The organism is Enterobacter sp. RHBSTW-00901, from assembly GCF_014103115.1.
GTDB lineage: Bacteria > Pseudomonadota > Gammaproteobacteria > Enterobacterales > Enterobacteriaceae > Enterobacter > Enterobacter cloacae_P.
In genome coordinates this window covers 3,696,372-3,718,264 of sequence record NZ_JABXPB010000001.1, presented here as the reverse complement: position 1 = coordinate 3,718,264, position 21,893 = coordinate 3,696,372, and the positions used below count along the sequence as shown (strand labels likewise).

At 54.0% G+C, this 21,893-nt stretch carries 14 protein-coding genes; 7 read left to right on the top strand and 7 right to left on the bottom strand.

Annotated features, from left to right (window positions below):
- Positions 1 to 15: 15 nt before the first annotated feature.
- Positions 16 to 2,406, top strand: a complete 2,391-nt coding sequence (locus HV318_RS17855; protein ID WP_182273777.1) for a glucose/quinate/shikimate family membrane-bound PQQ-dependent dehydrogenase — start codon at positions 16 to 18, stop codon at positions 2,404 to 2,406.
- Between the two features lie 92 nt (positions 2,407 to 2,498).
- On the opposite strand, the gene cueO is transcribed toward HV318_RS17855, so the two are convergent.
- Positions 2,499 to 4,067 (bottom strand): multicopper oxidase CueO, encoded by a 1,569-nt coding sequence (cueO, locus tag HV318_RS17850; protein WP_182273776.1) that lies wholly within the window; start codon positions 4,065 to 4,067, stop codon positions 2,499 to 2,501.
- A gap of 146 nt (positions 4,068 to 4,213) precedes the next feature.
- Between cueO and HV318_RS17845 the strand changes: the two genes are divergently transcribed.
- The 3 genes from HV318_RS17845 (at position 4,214) to speD (ending at position 6,340) form a co-directional block, all read left to right on the top strand.
- Positions 4,214 to 4,561 (top strand): YacC family pilotin-like protein, encoded by a 348-nt coding sequence (locus tag HV318_RS17845; protein WP_014882582.1) that lies wholly within the window; start codon positions 4,214 to 4,216, stop codon positions 4,559 to 4,561.
- Between the two features lie 114 nt (positions 4,562 to 4,675).
- Entirely contained in the window at positions 4,676 to 5,545 is an 870-nt protein-coding gene (speE, locus tag HV318_RS17840; protein WP_182273775.1) for a polyamine aminopropyltransferase, read from the top strand.
- The gene (gene speD / locus HV318_RS17835; protein ID WP_182273774.1) at positions 5,546 to 6,340 is read left to right on the top strand and encodes an adenosylmethionine decarboxylase; all 795 of its coding nucleotides are present in this window, start codon (positions 5,546 to 5,548) and stop codon (positions 6,338 to 6,340) included.
- Between the two features lie 31 nt (positions 6,341 to 6,371).
- Here the strand turns inward: speD and yacL are convergent, their stop codons facing one another.
- Both yacL and acnB read right to left on the bottom strand, forming a co-directional pair.
- The gene (yacL, locus tag HV318_RS17830; RefSeq protein WP_182273773.1) at positions 6,372 to 6,734 is read right to left on the bottom strand and encodes a protein YacL; all 363 of its coding nucleotides are present in this window, start codon (positions 6,732 to 6,734) and stop codon (positions 6,372 to 6,374) included.
- Positions 6,735 to 6,923: 189 nt separating this feature from the next.
- A complete protein-coding gene (gene acnB / locus HV318_RS17825) occupies positions 6,924 to 9,521 on the bottom strand; it encodes a bifunctional aconitate hydratase 2/2-methylisocitrate dehydratase (protein WP_182273772.1) in 2,598 nt (865 codons plus the stop codon).
- 897 nt (positions 9,522 to 10,418) lie between these two features.
- Between acnB and HV318_RS17820 the strand changes: the two genes are divergently transcribed.
- Together HV318_RS17820 and HV318_RS17815 are read left to right on the top strand one after the other, a co-directional pair.
- Positions 10,419 to 12,011: a DUF3300 domain-containing protein gene (locus HV318_RS17820; protein ID WP_182273771.1), complete on the top strand. Its 1,593-nt coding sequence runs from the start codon at positions 10,419 to 10,421 to the stop codon at positions 12,009 to 12,011.
- A 10-nt stretch (positions 12,012 to 12,021) separates the two neighbouring features.
- Positions 12,022 to 12,813: a DUF2950 family protein gene (locus tag HV318_RS17815; protein WP_182273770.1), complete on the top strand. Its 792-nt coding sequence runs from the start codon at positions 12,022 to 12,024 to the stop codon at positions 12,811 to 12,813.
- A gap of 66 nt (positions 12,814 to 12,879) precedes the next feature.
- Here the strand turns inward: HV318_RS17815 and lpdA are convergent, their stop codons facing one another.
- From lpdA to pdhR, 4 genes are all read right to left on the bottom strand, one after another.
- Positions 12,880 to 14,304, bottom strand: coding sequence for a dihydrolipoyl dehydrogenase (gene lpdA / locus HV318_RS17810; RefSeq protein ID WP_182274627.1), 1,425 nt, complete (start codon positions 14,302 to 14,304; stop codon positions 12,880 to 12,882).
- Positions 14,305 to 14,501: 197 nt separating this feature from the next.
- A complete protein-coding gene (gene aceF / locus HV318_RS17805; protein WP_182273769.1) occupies positions 14,502 to 16,397 on the bottom strand; it encodes a pyruvate dehydrogenase complex dihydrolipoyllysine-residue acetyltransferase in 1,896 nt (631 codons plus the stop codon).
- Between the two features lie 14 nt (positions 16,398 to 16,411).
- Positions 16,412 to 19,075 (bottom strand): pyruvate dehydrogenase (acetyl-transferring), homodimeric type, encoded by a 2,664-nt coding sequence (aceE, locus tag HV318_RS17800; protein WP_182273768.1) that lies wholly within the window; start codon positions 19,073 to 19,075, stop codon positions 16,412 to 16,414.
- 123 nt (positions 19,076 to 19,198) lie between these two features.
- Positions 19,199 to 19,963 (bottom strand): pyruvate dehydrogenase complex transcriptional repressor PdhR, encoded by a 765-nt coding sequence (pdhR, locus tag HV318_RS17795; protein WP_182273767.1) that lies wholly within the window; start codon positions 19,961 to 19,963, stop codon positions 19,199 to 19,201.
- A gap of 535 nt (positions 19,964 to 20,498) precedes the next feature.
- Here pdhR and aroP point away from each other — a divergent pair.
- Complete coding sequence (aroP, locus tag HV318_RS17790; protein WP_182274626.1) at positions 20,499 to 21,872, top strand: aromatic amino acid transporter AroP; 1,374 nt, start codon at positions 20,499 to 20,501, stop codon at positions 21,870 to 21,872.
- Positions 21,873 to 21,893 lie beyond the last annotated feature (21 nt).

The following is a 21,893-nucleotide window of genomic DNA, read 5'->3' as shown; positions in this document are numbered from 1 at the left end:
ACGAGTACATTTTCTATGGCTGAAACAAAAACTCAACAGTCGCGTCTACTGGTGACACTAACAGCGCTATTTGCCGCCTTTTGCGGCTTGTACCTGTTAATCGGTGGCGTCTGGCTGGTCGCAATTGGCGGTTCCTGGTACTACCCGATTGCGGGCCTGGTTATGCTTGGCGTAACCGTCCTGCTCTGGCGCAGAAAGCAATCTGCACTGTGGCTTTATGCTGCCCTCCTCCTCGCAACCATGATCTGGGGCGTCTGGGAAGCCGGGTTCGACTTCTGGGCACTGACGCCACGCAGTGACATTCTGGTGTTCTTTGGTATCTGGCTGATTTTGCCGTTTGTCTGGCGTCGCCTGATTGTACCGTCCAGCGGTGCCGTAGCAGCGCTCGTTGTCGCTCTGCTGATCAGCGGCGGTATCCTGACCTGGGCCGGTTTTAACGACCCGCAGGAGATCAAAGGTACGCTCAATACGGAATCAACGCCTGCTGCAGCCATCTCTCAGGTCGCTGACGGAGACTGGCCGGCCTATGGTCGTAATCAGGAAGGTCAACGCTACTCCCCGCTGAAGCAAATCAACGCGGATAACGTTAAAAACCTGAAGGAAGCCTGGGTATTCCGTACCGGCGACCTGAAGATGCCAAACGATCCGGGTGAACTGACCAACGAAGTGACGCCGATTAAAGTCGGTGACATGCTTTATCTGTGTACCGCCCACCAGCGTCTGTTCGCGCTTGATGCCGCCACCGGTAAAGAGAAATGGCACTTCGATCCACAGCTGAATGCCAACCCGTCCTTCCAGCATGTCACCTGCCGTGGCGTCTCTTACCACGAAGCGCGTGCCGATAATGCAAGCCCTGAAGTGGTGGCCGACTGCCCTCGCCGCATTATGCTGCCGGTGAACGATGGCCGTCTGTTTGCCGTCAACGCAGAAACGGGCAAGCTGTGCGAAACCTTTGCCAACAAAGGTATCCTGAATCTGCAGACCAACATGCCGGACACCACGCCGGGTCTGTATGAGCCAACTTCACCGCCGATCATCACCGATAAAACCATTGTGGTTGCCGGTTCGGTAACGGATAACTTCTCTACCCGCGAAACCTCTGGCGTTATCCGTGGCTTCGACGTGAATACCGGTAAACTGCTGTGGGCCTTCGACCCGGGTGCGAAAGATCCAAACGCGATCCCCTCAGACGAACACACCTTTACCTTTAACTCGCCAAACTCCTGGGCACCGGCTGCGTATGACGCGAAGCTGGATCTGGTCTATCTGCCAATGGGCGTGACCACGCCGGATATCTGGGGCGGTAACCGCACGCCGGAGCAGGAGCGTTATGCGAGCGCCATCGTGGCGCTGAACGCGACTACCGGTAAGCTGGTCTGGAGCTATCAGACCGTTCACCACGACCTGTGGGATATGGACATGCCATCCCAGCCGACGCTGGCAGATATTACCGTTGACGGTAAAACCGTTCCGGTGATTTATGCCCCGGCGAAAACCGGTAACATCTTCGTGCTGGATCGCAGCAACGGTAAACTGGTGGTTCCGGCTCCGGAAAAACCGGTTCCGCAAGGCGCGGCAAAAGGCGACTACGTCAGCAAAACGCAGCCATTCTCTGACCTGAGCTTCCGTCCGAAGAAAGACCTCAGCGGTGCAGACATGTGGGGTGCCACCATGTTTGACCAGCTGGTGTGCCGCGTGATGTTCCATCAGTTGCGCTATGAAGGCATTTTCACTCCGCCATCTGAGCAGGGTACGCTGGTCTTCCCGGGTAACCTGGGGATGTTCGAGTGGGGCGGGATCTCCGTTGACCCGAACCGTCAGGTGGTGATTGCTAACCCAATGGCCCTGCCGTTCGTGTCTAAACTGATCCCACGTGGCCCGGGCAACCCAATGGAACCGCCGAAAGACGCGAAAGGTACCGGTACAGAATCCGGTATTCAGCCGCAGTACGGCGTACCGTTTGGCGTGACCCTGAATCCGTTCCTGTCACCGTTTGGCCTGCCGTGTAAACAGCCTGCCTGGGGTTATATCTCCGGTCTGGATCTGAAAACCAACCAGATCGTGTGGAAGAAACGTATTGGTACACCACAGGACAGCATGCCGTTCCCGATGCCGGTTCCGGTACCGTTCAATATGGGTATGCCAATGCTGGGTGGCCCAATCTCTACCGCCGGTAACGTGCTGTTCATCGCGGCGACCGCAGATAACTACCTGCGCGCGTACAACATGACCAACGGTGAGAAACTGTGGCAAGGCCGTCTGCCCGCGGGTGGACAGGCAACGCCGATGACCTATGAAGTGAATGGCAAGCAGTACGTTGTCATCTCAGCGGGCGGTCATGGTTCGTTTGGCACGAAGATGGGCGACTATATTGTCGCGTATGCATTGCCTGACGAAGGCAAATAAAAGCAAAACGGCAACGAAAGTTGCCGTTTTGAGTGTTTGTCCCCTCTCCCTGTGGGAGAGGGTCAGGGTGAGGGCATCAGGCCGCACCTGCTTTAAACCGTGAATCCCAACATCATCCCCGTATCTTCATGCTCCAGCAGATGGCAGTGCGCCATATAGGCAAATTCTTTCGGTGCCTCATGGTCGAATTTCACCAGCACCTCACTGACTCCACCTTCAACCCTTACCGTATCTTTCCAGCCCGCGCGATGCGCAACGGGTGCATTACCGTTCTCCGAGAGAATGCGGAACTGCGTACCGTGAATATGGAATGGATGCAACATCATGTCGCCAACACCGGAAATAACCCAACGTTCAAACTGTCCCTTTGTGGCAGCAAACATCGGCGTGTTCATGTCAAACGCTTTGCCGTTGATCCGGTTGGCATTGTGGAAATCGAAGCCATGATCGCCGTGGTTCATGTTCCCCATGCCGCCCATTTTCCCGTGATCCATATTCATGTGGCCCATCATCTGCCCGTGCTGCATACCCGCCATCGCCTGATTGCCGTACTTCTCCATCAGCGCCTGCATCCCCATCATGTCGAGCATTGGATCCATTGAGAGCTGCAGCGTGCGCTGGGTTAAGCCCTCAAGTGAAGGCAAGGCCGGGAGCGTGCTTAGCGTATCCGGCAGCGTACCGGAGGCGGCAATCTGCAGCGGCTGAATGCGCAACACCGGGTGAGCCTTATCAAAGGGTGCGACGGCCATCCCCATCTGGCTCACCGGCAGCGTGACCAGGTCAAACGATTTGCCATCACTGATATCCACCAGCACCTCGAATCGCTCGCCCATCAGCATCGGCAATTCGTTCACCTTAACCGGCTCAGGCAGTAGCCCGCCGTCACTCGCCACCACGTACAGCGGACGTTTATCGCTGGCAGCAAAATTCAGCGAACGCGCATTACACCCATTGAGCAGACGTAAACGCAGCCAGCCTTTCGGGGCGGCATGCTGCGGGTAAATAGCGCCGTTAGTCAGCAGCGTATCGCCAAACCAGCCTACCGCCGCGCTCATCACATCCAGCTGATAATCAATCTGACCGTCTGCAGTGAATTTCTTGTCCTGAACAATGACCGGGATATCGTCAATGCCCCACTGTTTCGGCAGGCGCAACAGGCGGCTTTCATCATCTTCAATCAGTACCAGACCGGCCAGCCCCATCGCCACCTGATGGCCCGTTTTTCCGTGCTGATGTGGGTGGAACCAGCAGGTCGCTGCGCGCTGGTTGGGGGTAAAGGTGACGCTACGCTTATCACCAGCCTTGATGATCCCCTGCGGCCCACCATCAACCTCCCCCGGCACTTCCAGACCGTGCCAGTGCAGCGTAGTCTCTTCTGCCAGCGTGTTGTGGATATCAACCGTCACGGCGCTCCCCTTGCGTAGCTGGATGGCCGGGCCAAGCAGGCTACCGTTATAACCCCACGTTGTAGCGTTATGCTTACCAAAGGTCGTTTTACCGGACTGAACAACAAGCTGAATGCGGCTACGGGCATCAGCGGTGAGTAATTCGGGAATCGGTAAGGTGGGTCTGTCAGCCGCAAAAACCGCACGACTCCACAGTGGTAATGCACTGGCAACCCCCAGCGCAGCGGAATATTTCAAAAAATCACGACGTTGCATGTTCATTTCCTTATTTCCTGCAGGCGATATTTTGAGCATAAACCCTCCCCTTACCGGAAGGTCAAGTAAAGCGGTAATAATTAAAGATCGTCGCCCTGGCATCAAGTATGCTAACGTTAATTTTCCGTGATGCAGTGGTAGAAGCAATGAAGACGTTTTTCAGGACAATTTTGTTCGGCAGCCTGATGGCAATGTGTGCGAACAGCTATGCGCTAAGTGAAAACGAAGCGGAAGATATGGCCGATTTAACGGCAGTTTTTGTATTCCTGAAAAACGATTGTGGCTACCAGAATTTACCCAACGGGCAGATTCGTCGCGCACTGGTCTTTTTTGCCCAGCAGAACCAATGGGATCTCAGCAACTACGACAGCTTCGACATGAAGGCGCTCGGTGAAGACAGCTACCGCGATTTAAGCGGTATTGGCATCCCCACTGCAAAAAAATGCAAAGCGCTGGCTCGTGATTCACTCAGCCTGCTCGCCTACGTGAAATAACCTTCCCGACGCCCCTGTTGACCGCTATAACCGTGAACCCACGGTTATAGTTAGCTATGCATGTTGCGCCCAATTCTCTGGGGTAACGAATGTTAACAAAGGAGGTGTCAACTCATGACCGATAACCCGGTATGGCATGAAACGCTGCATGACCAGTTTGGTCAATACTTTGCCGTCGATAACGTGCTTTATCACGAGAAAACCGATCATCAGGATCTGGTCATCTTCGAGAACGCCGCCTTTGGCCGCGTGATGGCACTGGATGGCGTGGTGCAAACCACCGAGCGCGATGAGTTTATCTATCACGAAATGATGACCCACGTACCGCTACTGGCACACGGGCACGCGAAGCACGTTCTGATTATCGGCGGTGGCGACGGTGCCATGCTGCGCGAAGTGTCCCGTCATCAATCCATTGAAACCATCACAATGGTGGAAATTGATGCAGGCGTCGTCTCCTTCTGCCGCCAGTATCTGCCCAACCACAGCGCCGGTAGTTATGACGATCCGCGCTTTAATCTGGTCATTGATGATGGCGTCAACTTCGTTAATCAGACCACGCAAACCTTTGATGTGATTATCTCCGACTGCACTGATCCTATCGGCCCTGGCGCATCGCTGTTTACCTCTTCTTTCTACGAAGGCTGTAAGCGTTGCCTGAAACCAGGGGGGATCTTTGTGGCGCAAAACGGTGTTTGCTTCCTGCAGCAGGATGAAGCCCTCGACAGCCACCGCAAGCTGAGCACTTACTTTAGTGACGTCAGCTTCTATCAGGCCGCTATTCCGACCTACTACGGCGGGATCATGACTTTCGCCTGGGCGACCGATAACGAAGTGTTGCGTCATCTCTCCACCGGAATTATTCAGGCCCGTTTCCACCAGGCCGGTCTTCAGTGCCGATACTACAATCCGGCTATCCATACTGCCGCATTTGCCTTGCCGCAGTACCTGCAAGATGCGCTGTCCTCTAAGGGGGTGAGCTAATTGAAAAAGCTTAAGCTGCATGGCTTTAACAACCTGACCAAAAGCCTGAGTTTTTGTATTTACGATATCTGCTATGCCAAAACCGCAGAAGAGCGCGATGGGTATATCGCCTATATCGATGAACTCTACAATGCCAATCGTCTGACCGAGATCCTGTCAGAAACCTGCTCTATTATCGGCGCAAATATCCTGAATATTGCCCGTCAGGATTATGAGCCACAGGGTGCCAGCGTGACGATTCTGGTCAGCGAAGAGCCGGTCGACCCTAAGCTTATCGACAACACCGAACATCCAGGCCCACTGCCAGAGGCCGTCGTGGCCCATCTGGATAAAAGTCACATCTGCGTGCATACCTACCCTGAAAGCCATCCTGAAGGCGGTCTGTGTACCTTCCGCGCAGATATTGAAGTCTCTACCTGTGGCGTGATTTCGCCTCTTAAGGCGCTGAACTACTTAATCCACCAGCTGGAATCCGACATCGTGACCATTGATTATCGTGTGCGTGGTTTCACCCGTGATATCAACGGCATGAAACACTTCATCGACCACGAGATCAACTCCATCCAGAACTTTATGTCCGATGATATGAAGGCGCTGTACGACATGGTGGACGTGAACGTGTATCAGGAAAACATCTTCCATACCAAGATGTTACTTAAGGAATTCGACCTTAAGCACTACATGTTCCATACCAGACCGGAAGATTTGAGCGAAGAAGAGCGCAAGGTCATCACTGACCGGCTCTGGAAAGAGATGCGCGAAATCTACTACGGCCGCAATATTCCGGCCGTGTAAAACGGACCCGGAGCAGGGATGCTCCGGGGTGTTATTTCTGTTTCATGAACTCACGGTACGCAGCCACCACTTTGAGGAAGTCTTCAACGCCGCACAGCGACAGGCTCTCTTCGTCGTAGTAGCTCATCCCCTCTTCCATCTCATCGCCCGAGAATTCAAGCTGGTTGGCACGCACCATCACCTCTTCGCCGTCCATCCACAGCGTATATTCGTGTCCGGCACGCTGCCAGGATCGCTCACTGCCTTTTACCGTCTGCGCAGCCTGTTCCACTTCATCAAGTAACGCGAGGTTCTCTTTCACCTCTTCGTTAAACCAGTGTCCAACGGCTTCGTGGCCCATCGACATACGCACTTTCACCACTCCGGTGATGTCGCGCAGAAATTCGTAATCCATAGTATTTTCCTCTGCAAAGCCATTACGTTAATTATCGCAGCAGAGAGGAAGAAAAAAAGCGTGGGAGGTGGGAGGAATGAAAATAAAAAGTGAGAGCAAGACCCTGCGGCCTGATGCCCTCACTCCTGCCCTCTCCACGGGAGAGGGTGAAAACACGAAAAACCGTCTCTACAGAGACGGTTTTGCTGTTTATACCGCGGTCTGGAAGATAACCCCGTCAGCCTTCTCGGTGTACTGAGAGAGCTGGTCGAAGTTCAGATAGCGGTAGGTATCCACCGCCGTCTTATCAACCTGAGCGATATAAGTCTGGTACTCTTCCGGCGTTGGCAGTTTGCCAATCAGCGCGGCAACCGCCGCCAGCTCCGCAGAGGCCAGATAAACGTTAGCACCGGTACCTAAACGGTTCGGGAAGTTACGGGTAGAGGTGGAGACCACCGTCGCACCGTCGGCTACACGCGCCTGGTTACCCATACACAGGGAACAGCCAGGGATTTCAATACGCGCACCGCTCTTACCAAACACGCTGTAGTAACCCTCTTCAGTCAGTTGAGCAGCATCCATACGGGTTGGCGGAGCCACCCACAGACGGGTTGGCAGCTGGCCTTTGTGGGTATCCAGCAGCTTACCAGCCGCGCGGAAGTGACCGATGTTGGTCATGCATGAACCGATAAACACTTCGTCAATCTTGTCGCCCTGAACATCAGAGAGCAGACGCGCATCGTCAGGATCGTTTGGCGCACACAGGATTGGCTCTTTGATATCCGCCAGATCGATGTCGATCACCGCCGCGTATTCTGCGTCAGCATCGGCTTCCAGCAACTGCGGATCTGCCAGCCATTTTTCCATGCCCTGGATACGACGCTCCAGCGTACGACGGTCGCCGTAGCCTTCTGCAATCATCCACTTCAGCAGCACGATGTTAGAGGTCAGGTACTCTTCGATTGGTGCCTGGTTCAGCTTGATGGTACAGCCCGCAGCTGAACGCTCAGCAGAAGCATCAGTCAGTTCGAACGCCTGTTCTACTTTCAGGTCCGGCAGACCTTCAATTTCCAGGATACGACCAGAGAAGATGTTCTTCTTACCTTTCTTCTCAACGGTCAGCAGGCCCTGTTTGATGGCATACAGCGGAATTGCGTGAACCAGGTCGCGCAGGGTGATACCCGGCTGCATTTTGCCTTTGAAGCGCACCAGAACCGATTCCGGCATATCCAGCGGCATCACGCCGGTCGCAGCAGCAAACGCCACCAGACCAGAGCCCGCCGGGAAGGAGATACCAATCGGGAAACGGGTATGGGAGTCACCACCGGTACCTACGGTATCAGGCAGCAGCATACGGTTCAGCCAGGAGTGGATAACACCATCACCCGGACGCAGGGACACACCGCCACGGTTCATGATGAAGTCTGGCAGCGTATGGTGTGTAGTCACGTCAACCGGCTTCGGATATGCCGCCGTGTGACAGAATGACTGCATCACCAGGTCAGACGAGAAGCCCAGGCACGCCAGGTCTTTCAGTTCGTCACGGGTCATTGGGCCAGTGGTATCCTGAGAGCCTACGGAAGTCATCTTCGGCTCGCAGTATGCGCCCGGACGGATACCGGTTACGCCGCACGCACGGCCCACCATTTTCTGCGCCAGAGAGTAACCACGGTTGCTTTCTGCCACATCTTTTGCATGACGGAATACCGTGCTGTGCGGCAGACCCAGCGCTTCACGCGCTTTGGTAGTCAGGCCACGACCGATGATCAGCGGGATACGGCCACCGGCACGGACTTCGTCAACCAGTACATCGGTTTTCAGCTCAAAACTTGCCAGCAGTTCGTTGGTTTCGTGGTTACGCACTTCACCTTTGAACGGGTATACGTCAATCACGTCGCCCATGTTCAGGTCAGAGACGTCGACTTCAATCGGCAGTGCGCCCGCATCTTCCATCGTGTTAAAGAAGATGGGTGCGATTTTGCCGCCGAGGCACAGACCGCCGCCGCGCTTATTTGGCACGTGCGGGATATCATCGCCCATGAACCACAGCACGGAGTTAGTTGCGGATTTACGGGAAGAACCGGTACCGACAACGTCACCCACGTAAGCCAGCGGGAAACCTTTTTTCTGCAACGCTTCAATCTGCTTGATTGGGCCGACCACGCCAGGCTGATCCGGCTCGATACCTTCACGGGCGTTCTTCAGCATCGCCAGCGCGTGCAGAGGGATATCCGGGCGAGACCATGCATCCGGTGCCGGAGAAAGGTCATCAGTGTTGGTTTCACCCGTCACTTTAAAGACGGTAACGGTGATTTTTTCAGCCAGCGCAGGACGGTTCAGGAACCATTCTGCATCAGCCCAGGACTGCATCACCTGCTTCGCGTAGACGTTGCCCGCTTTCGCTTTTTCTTCCACATCGTAGAAGTTATCAAACATCAGCAGCGTTGAAGAGAGCGCTTTTGCGGCAATCGGTGCCAGCGTGTCGTTATCCAGCGCGTCAATCAGCGGATGAATGTTGTAACCGCCCTGCATGGTGCCGAGCAATTCAATCGCTTTTTCAGGAGTTACCAGTGGGGAGGTGGCTGCGCCTTTGGCAATGGCAGCAAGGAAACCGGCTTTTACGTAGGCCGCTTCATCTACACCAGGCGGTACACGGTTGATCAACAGATCTAACAGGAATTCTTCTTCGCCCTTAGGCGGGTTCTTCAGCAGCTCGACGAGCGCGGCCATTTGGGTTGCATCTAAAGGTTTGGGTACAATCCCCTCGGCGGCACGTTCTGCTACGTGCTTACGGTATTCTTCTAGCACGACGGTTCTCCTCGCTCTCATTGTCATATGCGGCGGACGTTCTCTTCACGCTCCTGTGAGACAGCAGTTTGTAGGGTAAATGCCCGATACCGCGTCGGGCAGCATAGCAGGATTTCTGCACAGTGTTAATCCGTTTACAAAAAAGCAACATTAAAAAATTTGCTGAATCGTTAAGAGTGGTATAGCGGGAAGGCGAGGCGAATTTTGGGCACAAAAAAACCGCCTGACAGCGGTTAATTTGTTGCCTTGCGGTGGTAGCACACCGGGCTGGCAGATTTGCGGCAAAACCCCAACGCAGCGAATTTTGCTCTCCTGCGTATAGACTTGCAAGGTGATTTTTTCATTCTGCGCAGCGCTTTCCCGTTTTGAATGAAAGATTATGTAAATGCATTTTTCCCCTTCTTCATACCCTTTGAATCCACTACTCTTCTCATCGGCCTGCTTCGCTGGTGTAGCAGCCAGTCACCGGGCCCGGGAGCAGTTCCGTAATCTACGTGGCAAAACCCCAATTTGCCAGGTTCTGCCTTTCCCGGTGAAGAACGAACCCGCGTAGCCTGTACAGGAACGCACGCAATAGAGATGCGAATCACTGCGCTGATCGTTGTGACGGGTTTACTGCTTACCGCACTGCACGGTGGCTGGAACATATCCGACATCACGGTGCTGTTTGTCGTCAACCTCGGCAACTAGCTGCTGGCCGCTCGCAAGAGCGGCCTTCTGAATATCCCGGCGGCTTTTCAACTATCAGATATAATTGTGTAATAAATGCTCACACTCTTTATCCGGATACACCGCGTGGTTTCCCAATAAAAGTCAAAACTGCAAAACACGGGTGAACAATACTCGCAGCAACAGGAACGCCTTACGGCGCAGCACTTGTCTCGTTGGAGTCATTCTATGAAGTTGCCCTTTAAGCCACATCTGCTTGTCCTTCTGTGCAGTGCCGGGCTGTTTGCCGCCTCTGGCGTCATATTTGTCAAAAGCCGTGCAACGGAGCCCACCGCTCCTGCCCCGGTTGCACAACAACCTTCGGCACCGGCTCCCGTTGCCACACCGGCACCAGCCGCACAAGCCGCCCCGGTTGCGCCGCCAACGTACAGTGCAGCGCAAATCGATCAGTGGGTGGCCCCCATCGCGCTCTACCCGGATGCGCTACTGTCGCAAATTTTGATGGCATCGACCTATCCGTCAAACGTTATCCAGGCCGCGCAGTGGTCAAAGGATAATCCTAAGATGCAGGGTGATGCCGCCATTCAGGCCGTTGCCAGTCAGCCGTGGGATCCCAGCGTGAAGTCGCTGGTTGCGTTCCCTCAACTGATGTCGCTCTTGGGTGAAAATCCGCCGTGGGTACAAAATCTGGGTGATGCTTTCCTCGCGCAGCCACAAGACGTGATGGATTCGGTTCAACGTCTGCGCCTGCTGGCTCAGCAAACCGGTGCGTTACAATCGACGCCGCAACAAACTGTCACCACCGTGACAAAACCCGCTCCTGCTAAAGCCGCAACCAGCGAGTCGACAACAACAAGTACAAGTACAAGTACAACCACCACGACAAACCCAACGGTCATTAAGATCGAATCTGCCGGCCCGCAGGTGGTATACGTCCCCACCTATAACCCCAATACGGTTTACGGTACCTGGCCAAACACCGCCTATCCACCAACCTATCTCCCCCCAACGCCCGGTGAGCAATTTGGCAATAGCTTCGTGAACGGCTTAGGTTTCAGTCTGGGTGTCGCGACAACCTACGCTATCTTCAGCAACATCGACTGGGATGACGACGACCATCATGATGATGACTGGGATCATCACGGCGGCTATAACCGCAACGGTGATAACAACATCAATATCAACGTTGATAATTTCAATAAAATCAGTGGGCAACGCCTGACGGACGCCAACCGGACCTGGCAGCATAACCCGGCCTATCGCGAGGGCGTGCCATATCCAAACAATCAGCTCAATACCCGCTTCCACTCCACGAATACGGCAACGGGACTCAGTTCGACGCAGAAGACACCGGTCAACCGTGACAGCCAGCGTCAGGCTGCGATGAACCAAATGGAAAAATCGACGGGCAAAACATTCCCTCAGACAGCGCGCCCGGGAACCAAAGACGCACAGCGCCAGGCTTCCAGCCAACAGCTACAGCAGATTTCCCAGCGTAATAACTACCGTGGTTACGACACCAAACCTCAGACCGCGAAACGAACCAACACCCAGCAACGAGAGAATCGCCAGACCACAGCCCAGAGACAGGAGAAACGGGTTTCGCAAACAGCGCAACAGCGTAACCCTCAACAGCGGAATATTCAGCAGCGAACCAGCCAGCCGCGTGCTAACGCGCTAAGCGGCAACGACAGCCGCTCCGCCAACTGGCAAGCGCAACAGCAGCGAGGTGCGCAAAGCCGACAGATGTCTGCCCGTAATCAACAGCCACGGCAGATGTCCTCTGGTCGGGCTGAACACCGCGAATTCCGTCATCGTTAAGAGAACCGACATGAAAAGTAAATTACTCAGTGGAATGGTGTTGTTCATGGTTTCGGCCACCGCGATGGCACAGCAATCCTTCAGTACGCCAGACAAGGCAACCGATGCGCTGGCAAACGCCATCAGTGGGCAAAATGAAAATGCAATGAACAACCTGCTCGGGGAAAACTGGCGCGATTTCCTGCCGCCTGAAGGGGTCGATCCTGATGCCGTTGATCGCTTCCTTCGCGACTGGAAAGTTCGTCATAACACCGTCATCGACGGCGATACGGCACATCTTGTTGTCGGTGACGGCGACTGGCAACTGCCGATCCCGGTTATCAAGACCTCTTCCGGCTGGCAATTTGATATGAAGGAAGCTGCCGAGGAGATCCTGACCCGTGAGATCGGGCGCAACGAGCTCGCGGCTATCGAAGCGTTACACGCCTATGTGGATGCTCAGCAAAGCTATTTTGCGATGAACCAGACGTACGCCCGGAAAATTGTAAGTTCTGAAGGGAAAAAAGATGGCCTGTACTGGCCTGCATCACCGGGTGAGATGCCCAGCCCGCTTGGCCCGGCATTCAGCCCGAAAGAGCCGGGGGCCGGTTATCACGGATACCGTTTCCGCATCCTGCCGGATAAAAACGGCTTTGCCATGGTGGCCTGGCCAGTCAGCTACGGCCAGACGGGCGTGATGAGCTTTGTGATAAATCAGGACGACAAGGTATACCAGGCCAATCTTGGCAGCGAGTCACAGCAGAAAGCACAAGCGTTAACATCGTATAGCCCTGATAAAGCGTGGCAACCCGTCACGCCATAAAGCGGAATGGGTTCCTGAAGGCAAAAAAAACGCCTCCGAAGAGGCGTTTAGCAAGCGTTAAGAAACTTATTTCTTCTTCGCTTTGGCGTTTGGCAGGTCGGTGATGCTACCTTCGAACACTTCTGCCGCCAGGCCCACAGACTCGTGCAGAGTTGGGTGAGCGTGGATGGTCAGCGCGATGTCTTCAGCGTCACAACCCATTTCGATAGCCAGACCGATTTCACCCAGCAGCTCGCCGCCGTTGGTACCAACAATCGCACCACCGATCACACGGTGAGTCTCTTTGTCGAAGATCAGTTTGGTCATACCGTCTGCGCAGTCGGAAGCGATAGCACGGCCAGAAGCAGCCCACGGGAAGGTGGCGGTTTCGTAGCTGATGCCTTTCTCTTTCGCTTCTTTCTCAGTCAGACCAACCCATGCAACCTCTGGCTCGGTGTACGCGATAGATGGGATCACTTTCGGATCGAAGTAGTGCTTCATGCCCGCGATAACTTCAGCGGCAACGTGACCTTCGTGAACACCTTTGTGTGCCAGCATTGGCTGACCGACGATATCGCCGATAGCAAAGATGTGCGGCACATTAGTGCGCAGCTGTTTGTCAACACGGATGAAGCCACGGTCGTCCACTTCCACGCCAGCTTTGCCTGCGTCGAGGTTTTTACCGTTCGGCACACGACCGATAGCCACCAGCACGGCGTCGTAACGCTGTGGTTCTGCAGGGGCTTTTTTGCCTTCCATAGAAACGTAAATACCGTCTTCTTTCGCTTCAACGGCAGTCACTTTGGTTTCCAGCATCAGGTTGAATTTCTTGCTGATGCGTTTGGTGAAGACTTTAACGATATCTTTGTCAGCAGCAGGGATAACCTGGTCGAACATTTCAACCACGTCGATCTCTGAACCCAGCGCATGGTACACGGTACCCATTTCCAGACCGATGATACCGCCACCCATAACCAGCATACGCTTAGGTACGGATTTCAGCTCCAGCGCATCGGTGGAGTCCCACACGCGTGGATCTTCATGAGGAATGAACGGCAGCTGAATCGGACGAGAACCTGCCGCGATGATCGCGTTGTCGAAGTTGATCACGGTTTTACCGTTCTCACCTTCCACTTCCAGGGTGTTCGCGCCGGTGAATTTACCCAGACCGTTTACCACTTTCACTTTACGGCCTTTGGCCATACCCGCCAGACCACCGGTCAGCTGAGTGATAACTTTCTGTTTCCAGGTACGAATTTTGTCGATATCGGTTTTCGGCTCGCCGAAGACGATACCGTGTTCAGCCAGTGCTTTGGCTTCTTCGATAACTTTCGCTACGTGCAGCAGCGCTTTAGAAGGGATACAGCCTACGTTCAGGCAAACACCACCGAGGGTGCTGTAGCGTTCTACGATTACGGTTTCCAGACCTAAATCAGCGCAACGGAAGGCTGCAGAGTAACCTGCCGGGCCTGCCCCAAGTACCACGACCTGAGTTTTGATTTCAGTACTCATCATGACCTCTTATTGATTTCCGGCGGTCCAGGTACTTGTCGCCCTTCATCCACCGGGACGTTCTATCCGCCCGCAGTTTACAAAATTGTTAACAATTTTGAAACAACAAACGGCTCACGAATTATCGCTTTCGCCAATAACCTCACAAACACCATGAGATTAACAGAAAAAAGCCGGCCGATTGGCCGGCTTTTCGATTACATCACCAGGCGGCGAATGTCGCTCAGGGTGTTGTTGATGATGGTGATGAAACGCGCACCATCAGCACCGTCGATCACGCGGTGGTCGAAGGACAGAGAGATTGGCATCATCAGACGCGGCATGAACTCTTTGCCATTCCATACCGGCTCCATCGCAGACTTGGACACACCGAGGATTGCCACTTCCGGCGCGTTCACAATCGGTGCGAAGTGGGTCGTACCCAGGCCACCGATGCTGGAGATGGTGAAGCAACCGCCCTGCATTTCGCCAGCAGTCAGCTTGCCATCACGCGCTTTTTTGGAGATCACGGTCAGTTCACGGGACAGCTCAGTGATGCTCTTCTTGTTCACGTCTTTGAAGACCGGAACAACCAGACCATTTGGCGTATCAACCGCAACACCGATGTTGATGTATTTCTTCAGCGTCAGCTTCTGGCCATCTTCGGACAGGGAGCTGTTGAAGCGTGGCATCTGCTCAAGAGCAGCAGCAACGGCTTTCATGATGAAGACCACTGGGGTGAATTTCACGTCCAGTTTACGCTTCTCAGCTTCGGCGTTCTGCTGTTTACGGAACGCTTCCAGATCGGTGATATCGGTTTTGTCGAAGTGCGTAACGTGCGGGATCATCACCCAGTTACGGCTCAGGTTAGCACCAGAGATTTTCTGGATACGGCCCAGTTCCACTTCTTCGATTTCGCCGAACTTGCTGAAGTCCACTTTCGGCCACGGCAGCATGCCCGGGATACCGCCACCAGTGGCAGCTGCAGGAGCCGCTTCAGCGCGTTTCACCGCGTCTTTCACGTAAGCCTGAACGTCTTCGCGCAGGATACGACCTTTACGGCCCGTCCCTTTCACTTTCGCCAGGTTAACGCCGAATTCGCGCGCCAGGCGGCGGATCAGCGGAGTGGCGTGGATGTAAGCGTCGTTTTCAGCGAATTCAGATTTGCCTTCCGCTTTTGCAGCAGGTGCCGCAGCGGGTTTAGCAGCCTGAGCCGGTGCAGCAGCAGGTGCCGGAGCGGCAGCGGTAACCGGAGCTGCCGCAGGCGCAGCGCCTTCCACTTCGAAGACCATAATCAGCGAGCCGGTAGACACTTTGTCGCCAGTGCTGATTTTGATCTCTTTAACAGTACCCGCGAATGGCGCTGGCACTTCCATAGAAGCCTTGTCGCCTTCAACGGTGATCAGTGACTGTTCAGCGGCAACTTTGTCGCCCACTTTCACCATCACTTCGGTCACTTCAACTTCGTCACCGCCGATGTCTGGTACGTTAACGTCTTTCGCGCCACCAGCAACAACTGGTGCAGCGGCTGCCGGAGCAGCGGCCTGTGCAGGCGCAGCAGCAGGTGCAGCACCCGCCACTTCGAAGACCATAATCAGCGAGCCAGTAGACACTTTGTCACCGGTGTTGATCTTAATCTCTTTAACAGTACCTGCGAACGGAGCCGGCACTTCCATAGAGGCTTTGTCGCCTTCTACGGTGATCAGCGACTGCTCAGCCGCAACGGTATCGCCCACTTTCACCAGGATTTCAGTGACTTCAACTTCGTCACCACCGATGTCAGGCACGTTAACGTCTTTCGCTGCCGCGGCAGCTGCTGGTGCAGCAGCGGCCGGAGCGGCTTTCTTCTCTTCCTGCGCAGGTGCAGCAGCTGCTGCACCGTCGGCGGAATCGAAAATCATGATCAGTTTGCCCGTCTCGGTTTTATCGCCAACAGAGACTTTGATCTCTTTAACGATGCCAGCCTGAGGAGACGGGACTTCCATAGAGGCTTTGTCGCCTTCTACGGTGATCAGCGACTGTTCAGCTTCAACTTTGTCGCCCACTTTGACCAGGATCTCGGTGATTTCAACTTCATCAGCCCCGATGTCCGGTACATTGATTTCGATAGCCATTATTCTTTTACCTCTTACGCCAGACGCGGGTTAACTTTTTCTGCATCGATGTTGAATTTAGTAATTGCTTCAGCAACCACTTTCTTATCGATTTCGCCACGTTTAGCCAGTTCGCCCAGTGCTGCTACAACCACGTAAGAAGCATCAACTTCGAAGTGGTGACGCAGGTTTTCGCGGCTGTCAGAACGACCGAAGCCGTCAGTACCCAGTACGCGATAATCATCAGCCGGTACGTAAGTACGAACCTGCTCAGCGAACAGTTTCATATAGTCAGTAGAAGCAACCGCTGGAGCGTCGTTCATCACCTGAGCGATGTACGGAACGCGCGGAGTTTCCATTGGGTGCAGCATGTTCCAGCGCTCACAATCCTGGCCATCACGTGCCAGTTCAGTGAAGGAGGTTACGCTGTACACGTCAGAACCTACACCGTAGTCGTTCGCCAGGATCTGTGCGGCTTCACGTACGTGACGCAGGATAGAGCCGGAGCCCAGCAGCTGAACTTTACCTTTGCTACCTGCAACGGTTTCGAGTTTGTAGATACCTTTACGGATACCTTCCTCAGCACCTGCAGGCATCGCCGGCATGTGGTAGTTTTCGTTCAGCGTGGTGATGTAGTAGTAAATGTTCTCTTGTGCTTCACCGTACATACGGGTCAGACCGTCGTGCATGATGACAGCCACTTCGTACGCGTAAGACGGGTCGTAAGAGATACAGTTAGGGATAGTCAGAGACTGAATGTGGCTGTGACCATCTTCGTGCTGCAGACCTTCACCGTTCAGGGTCGTACGACCGGAAGTACCACCTACCAGGAAGCCGCGAGCCTGTTGGTCGCCAGCCTGCCAGCACAGGTCACCGATACGCTGGAAACCGAACATGGAGTAGTAGATGTAGAACGGGATCATCGGCAGGTTGTTGGTGCTGTAAGAGGTCGCAGCAGCCAGCCAGGATGCGCCTGCACCCAGCTCGTTGATACCTTCCTGCAGGATCTGACCTTTCTCGTCTTCTTTGTAGTATGCAACCTGCTCACGGTCCTGCGGGGTGTACTGCTGGCCGTTCGGGCTGTAGATACCGATCTGACGGAACAGACCTTCCATACCGAAAGTACGCGCTTCGTCAGCAATGATTGGAACCAGACGATCTTTGATCGACTTGTTCTTCAGCATCACGTTCAGGGCACGAACGAAAGCGATAGTGGTAGAGATCTCTTTGTTCTGCTCTTCCAGCAGTTGAGAGAAGTCTTCCAGCGCTGGCAGTTCCAGCTTCTCGGTGAAGTTAGGCTGACGAGCAGGCAGGTAGCCTTTCAGCGCCTGACGACGTTCGTGCAGGTACTTGTGCTCTTCAGAACCTTCAGGGAAGGTGATGTAAGACAGGTTTTCTACCTGCTCATCGGTCACTGGCACGTTGAAACGGTCGCGGATATAACGCACGCCGTCCATGTTCATTTTCTTAACCTGGTGAGCGATGTTTTTACCTTCTGCGGTATCACCCATGCCGTAACCTTTGATGGTGTGGGCCAGGATTACAGTCGCTTTACCTTTGGTTTCCTGCGCTTTTTTCAGTGCAGCGTAGACTTTCTTCGGATCGTGACCACCACGGTTCAGGGCCCAGATCTGCTCGTCAGTCCAGTCTGCAACCAGTGCTGCGGTTTCAGGATATTTACCGAAGAAGTGCTCACGAACGTAGGCACCGTCTTTGGATTTGAAGGTCTGGTAGTCACCGTCAACGGTTTCGTTCATCAGCTGGATCAGCTTACCGCTGGTGTCTTTACGCAGCAGCTCATCCCAACGACCGCCCCACATCACTTTGATGACGTTCCAGCCAGCACCTGCGAAGATGCCTTCCAGTTCGTTGATGATCTTGCCGTTGCCGGTTACCGGACCATCCAGACGCTGCAGGTTACAGTTGATGATGAAGCACAGGTTGTCCAGCTTCTCACGGGTGGCGATGGTGATCGCACCTTTAGATTCTGGCTCATCCATTTCGCCGTCGCCCAGGAAGGCATAAACGGTTTGCTCAGAGGTATCTTTCAGACCACGGTGTTCCAGATATTTCAGGAATTTAGCCTGGTAGATCGCACCAATTGGGCCCAGACCCATAGAAACGGTCGGGAACTGCCAGAATTCTGGCATCAGTTTAGGGTGCGGGTAAGAAGACAGACCTTTACCGTGAACTTCCTGACGGAAGTTGTTCATCTGCTCTTCAGTCAGACGACCTTCCAGGAATGCACGTGCGTAGATGCCCGGAGAAATGTGGCCCTGGAAGTACACCAGATCGCCGCCATCTTTCTCGTTAGCCGCACGGAAGAAGTGGTTGAAGCACACGTCGTAAACGGTCGCAGAAGACTGGAAGGATGCCATGTGGCCGCCCAGTTCCAGGTCTTTCTTGGATGCGCGCAGAACGGTCATGATGGCGTTCCAGCGGATTGCAGAACGAATGCGACGTTCCAGATCCAGATTGCCCGGGTATACCGGTTCGTCTTCAACGGCAATCGTGTTTACGTAGTTGTTAGCCCCTGCACCTGCAGCAACCTTCACGCCGCCTTTACGGGCTTCTGAAAGCAGCTGATCAATCAGATACTGAGCACGCTCAACACCTTCTTCACGGATGACCGATTCGATCGCCTGTAGCCAGTCGCGAGTTTCGATCGGATCCACGTCATTTTGGAGACGTTCTGACATGGGGGTATTCCTTATCTATCTAATACGTTGATTTGTCTGGAACCTGTCCCATTGCATTTTCGCCAGAAAACACAATAAGACAGGTTCTGCGTTTAGTTGCCGCGCTCTAAAAAAACCTGGCGCTTAATCCTTTCGTTGCTGTATGCGGCGAAGTGAACGTTCGCGGCGCGATTGTTCACGGCTACGGTCCAGCAAGATTTCCTCAATGAAAGCCAGATGTCGGTGCGACGCTTCGCGCGCCTGCTCCGGTTCCCCGGCCATTATCGCCTCGAATACTCGGGTGCGATGGTTGCTTACCAGTGGGAGCATGTCCCGACGGGCATACAACAATTCAAAATTCTGACGAACGTTCTGGGCCAGCATCGGCTCCATGCAGCGTAGCAGATGGAGGAGCACCACATTGTGTGCCGCTTCGGTGACGGCAATCTGGTACTGGACGACGGCATCGGACTCGGCGTCTAAATCGCCGGACTGCTGTGCCCGTTCAATGGCCTGATGCAGCTCGCGGATACGCACGCGGTCTTCATCAGTGCTGCGAAGGGCGGCGTAATAAGCCGCAATACCTTCAAGCGCGTGACGGGTCTCTAGCAGGTCAAACTGGGATTCAGGGTGGTCAGAGAGAAGTTCTACCAGCGGATCGCTGAAGCTCTGCCACAGGCTATTTTGCACAAAGGTTCCGCCGCCCTGGCGACGAAGCAGCAAGCCCTTCGCTTCGAGACGTTGGATCGCCTCACGCAGAGAGGGGCGGGAAACGTCGAACTGTTTGGCCAGTTCGCGTTCAGGCGGAAGTTTCTCACCTGGGCGCAGTGTCCCTTCGAGAATTAAAAACTCCAGCTGCTGCTCAATCACATCAGATAGTTTTGGTTGGCGAATTTTGCTGTAGGCCATATTCCCTGTCTTACGCCTTTTTGCCCGGAGTCAATTGGTCTTACCAATTTCAAGTTCGTATCGCTAAAGTAACAAAGTATTCACCTTCTGTCCATATTGGTTTTGATTGAAATCAGTAAACCCTGCACATTTTAACAACCTTACAGAAATAACATTTCAAAAATGTAACTTCACACAAATGAATTGATTACCCACAAAGAGGCAGTTTTAACCATAATGAAACGAGGGATTTTGCAATCTGAAGCGATTCAACAACGCAAATAATGAAAATTCGCCCACTTACGGGGCATTTCTATTCTATAGGTTGGGGTAGGTACGGATAACGGGACAATTTACAAATGCTTTCTTTTTATTCAACTCGTCATCACCCCTTCATAAAGCAGGTGCATTCGCTCGCACTTATCACTATTCTGGCGTCAACGGAAGTCATCTCCGATTATTTCGGCAATATTAACCGTAAAGAAATAAATACAGAAAATGGACTTTCATAATTACACACGCACAGCGTGAACATAACAACCACACACGAGGTTTCATAATGGAAGGTCAACAGCACGGCGATCAGCTAAAGCGCGGCCTTAAAAACCGCCACATACAGCTCATCGCATTGGGCGGTGCTATCGGTACCGGCCTGTTTCTGGGAAGCGCATCCGTTATTCAGTCAGCCGGTCCGGGCATTATTTTGGGTTACGCTATCGCGGGTTTCATTGCCTTTCTGATCATGCGTCAACTGGGCGAAATGGTGGTGGAAGAGCCTGTAGCCGGTTCGTTCAGCCACTTTGCCTATAAATACTGGGGCAGTTTTGCCGGTTTTGCATCAGGCTGGAACTACTGGGTTCTGTACGTTCTGGTGGCGATGGCCGAGCTGACCGCCGTCGGGAAATACATCCAGTTCTGGTACCCGGAAATCCCAACCTGGGTTTCTGCTGCGGTGTTCTTCATTATCATCAACGCCATTAACCTGACCAACGTAAAAGTGTTCGGTGAAATGGAGTTCTGGTTTGCCATCATCAAGGTGATTGCCGTTGTGGCGATGATCATCTTCGGCGGCTGGCTGCTGTTCAGCGGCAACGGCGGCCCGCAGGCCACGGTGCGCAATCTCTGGGAGCAAGGCGGGTTCCTGCCTCACGGTATGACTGGCCTGGTGATGATGATGGCGATCATCATGTTCTCCTTTGGCGGTCTGGAACTGGTGGGGATCACCGCCGCAGAAGCGGATAACCCGGAGCAGAGCATCCCGAAAGCCACCAACCAGGTTATCTACCGTATTCTGATCTTCTATGTGGGCTCACTGGCGGTTCTGCTCTCCCTGCTGCCGTGGACGCGCGTCACCGCTGACACCAGCCCGTTTGTCCTGATCTTCCACGAACTGGGCGATACCTTCGTGGCCAACGCGCTCAATATCGTCGTCCTGACAGCGGCACTTTCCGTTTACAACAGCTGCGTATACTGCAACAGCCGTATGTTGTTTGGTCTGGCTCAGCAAGGTAACGCGCCGAAGGCGCTGCTCAACATCGATAAACGTGGCGTGCCGGTGAACACCATTATCGTGTCGGCCATTGTTACCGCGCTATGCGTGCTGATTAACTACCTGGCACCGGAATCCGCCTTTGGCCTGCTGATGGCACTGGTCGTTTCTGCTCTGGTGATTAACTGGGCGATGATCAGCCTGGCGCACATCAAGTTCCGCCGCGCCAAGCAACAGCAAGGCGTGACCACCCGCTTCCCTGCCCTGTTTTATCCACTGGGTAACTGGGTTTGCCTGCTGTTCATGGCAGCGGTTCTGGTCATCATGTTGATTACCCCGGGTATGGCGATTTCCGTTTACCTGATCCCGGTCTGGATTGCGGTGCTCGGCGTGGGTTATCTGGTTAAACAGAAAAACCAAAACGCGGTGAAAGCCCACTAATCTCCCTCCCCTGTGCCCGCG

Coding starts and splice junctions, on each gene's coding strand:
- aceE (WP_182273768.1), bottom strand. CDS start 19,075: ATGTCAGAACGTCTCCAAAATGACGTGGATCCGATCGAAACTCGCGAC.
- HV318_RS17855 (WP_182273777.1), top strand. CDS start 16: ATGGCTGAAACAAAAACTCAACAGTCGCGTCTACTGGTGACACTAACA.
- HV318_RS17820 (WP_182273771.1), top strand. CDS start 10,419: ATGAAGTTGCCCTTTAAGCCACATCTGCTTGTCCTTCTGTGCAGTGCC.
- pdhR (WP_182273767.1), bottom strand. CDS start 19,963: ATGGCCTACAGCAAAATTCGCCAACCAAAACTATCTGATGTGATTGAG.
- aceF (WP_182273769.1), bottom strand. CDS start 16,397: ATGGCTATCGAAATCAATGTACCGGACATCGGGGCTGATGAAGTTGAA.
- HV318_RS17845 (WP_014882582.1), top strand. CDS start 4,214: ATGAAGACGTTTTTCAGGACAATTTTGTTCGGCAGCCTGATGGCAATG.
- cueO (WP_182273776.1), bottom strand. CDS start 4,067: ATGCAACGTCGTGATTTTTTGAAATATTCCGCTGCGCTGGGGGTTGCC.
- HV318_RS17815 (WP_182273770.1), top strand. CDS start 12,022: ATGAAAAGTAAATTACTCAGTGGAATGGTGTTGTTCATGGTTTCGGCC.
- lpdA (WP_182274627.1), bottom strand. CDS start 14,304: ATGAGTACTGAAATCAAAACTCAGGTCGTGGTACTTGGGGCAGGCCCG.
- speE (WP_182273775.1), top strand. CDS start 4,676: ATGACCGATAACCCGGTATGGCATGAAACGCTGCATGACCAGTTTGGT.
- yacL (WP_182273773.1), bottom strand. CDS start 6,734: ATGGATTACGAATTTCTGCGCGACATCACCGGAGTGGTGAAAGTGCGT.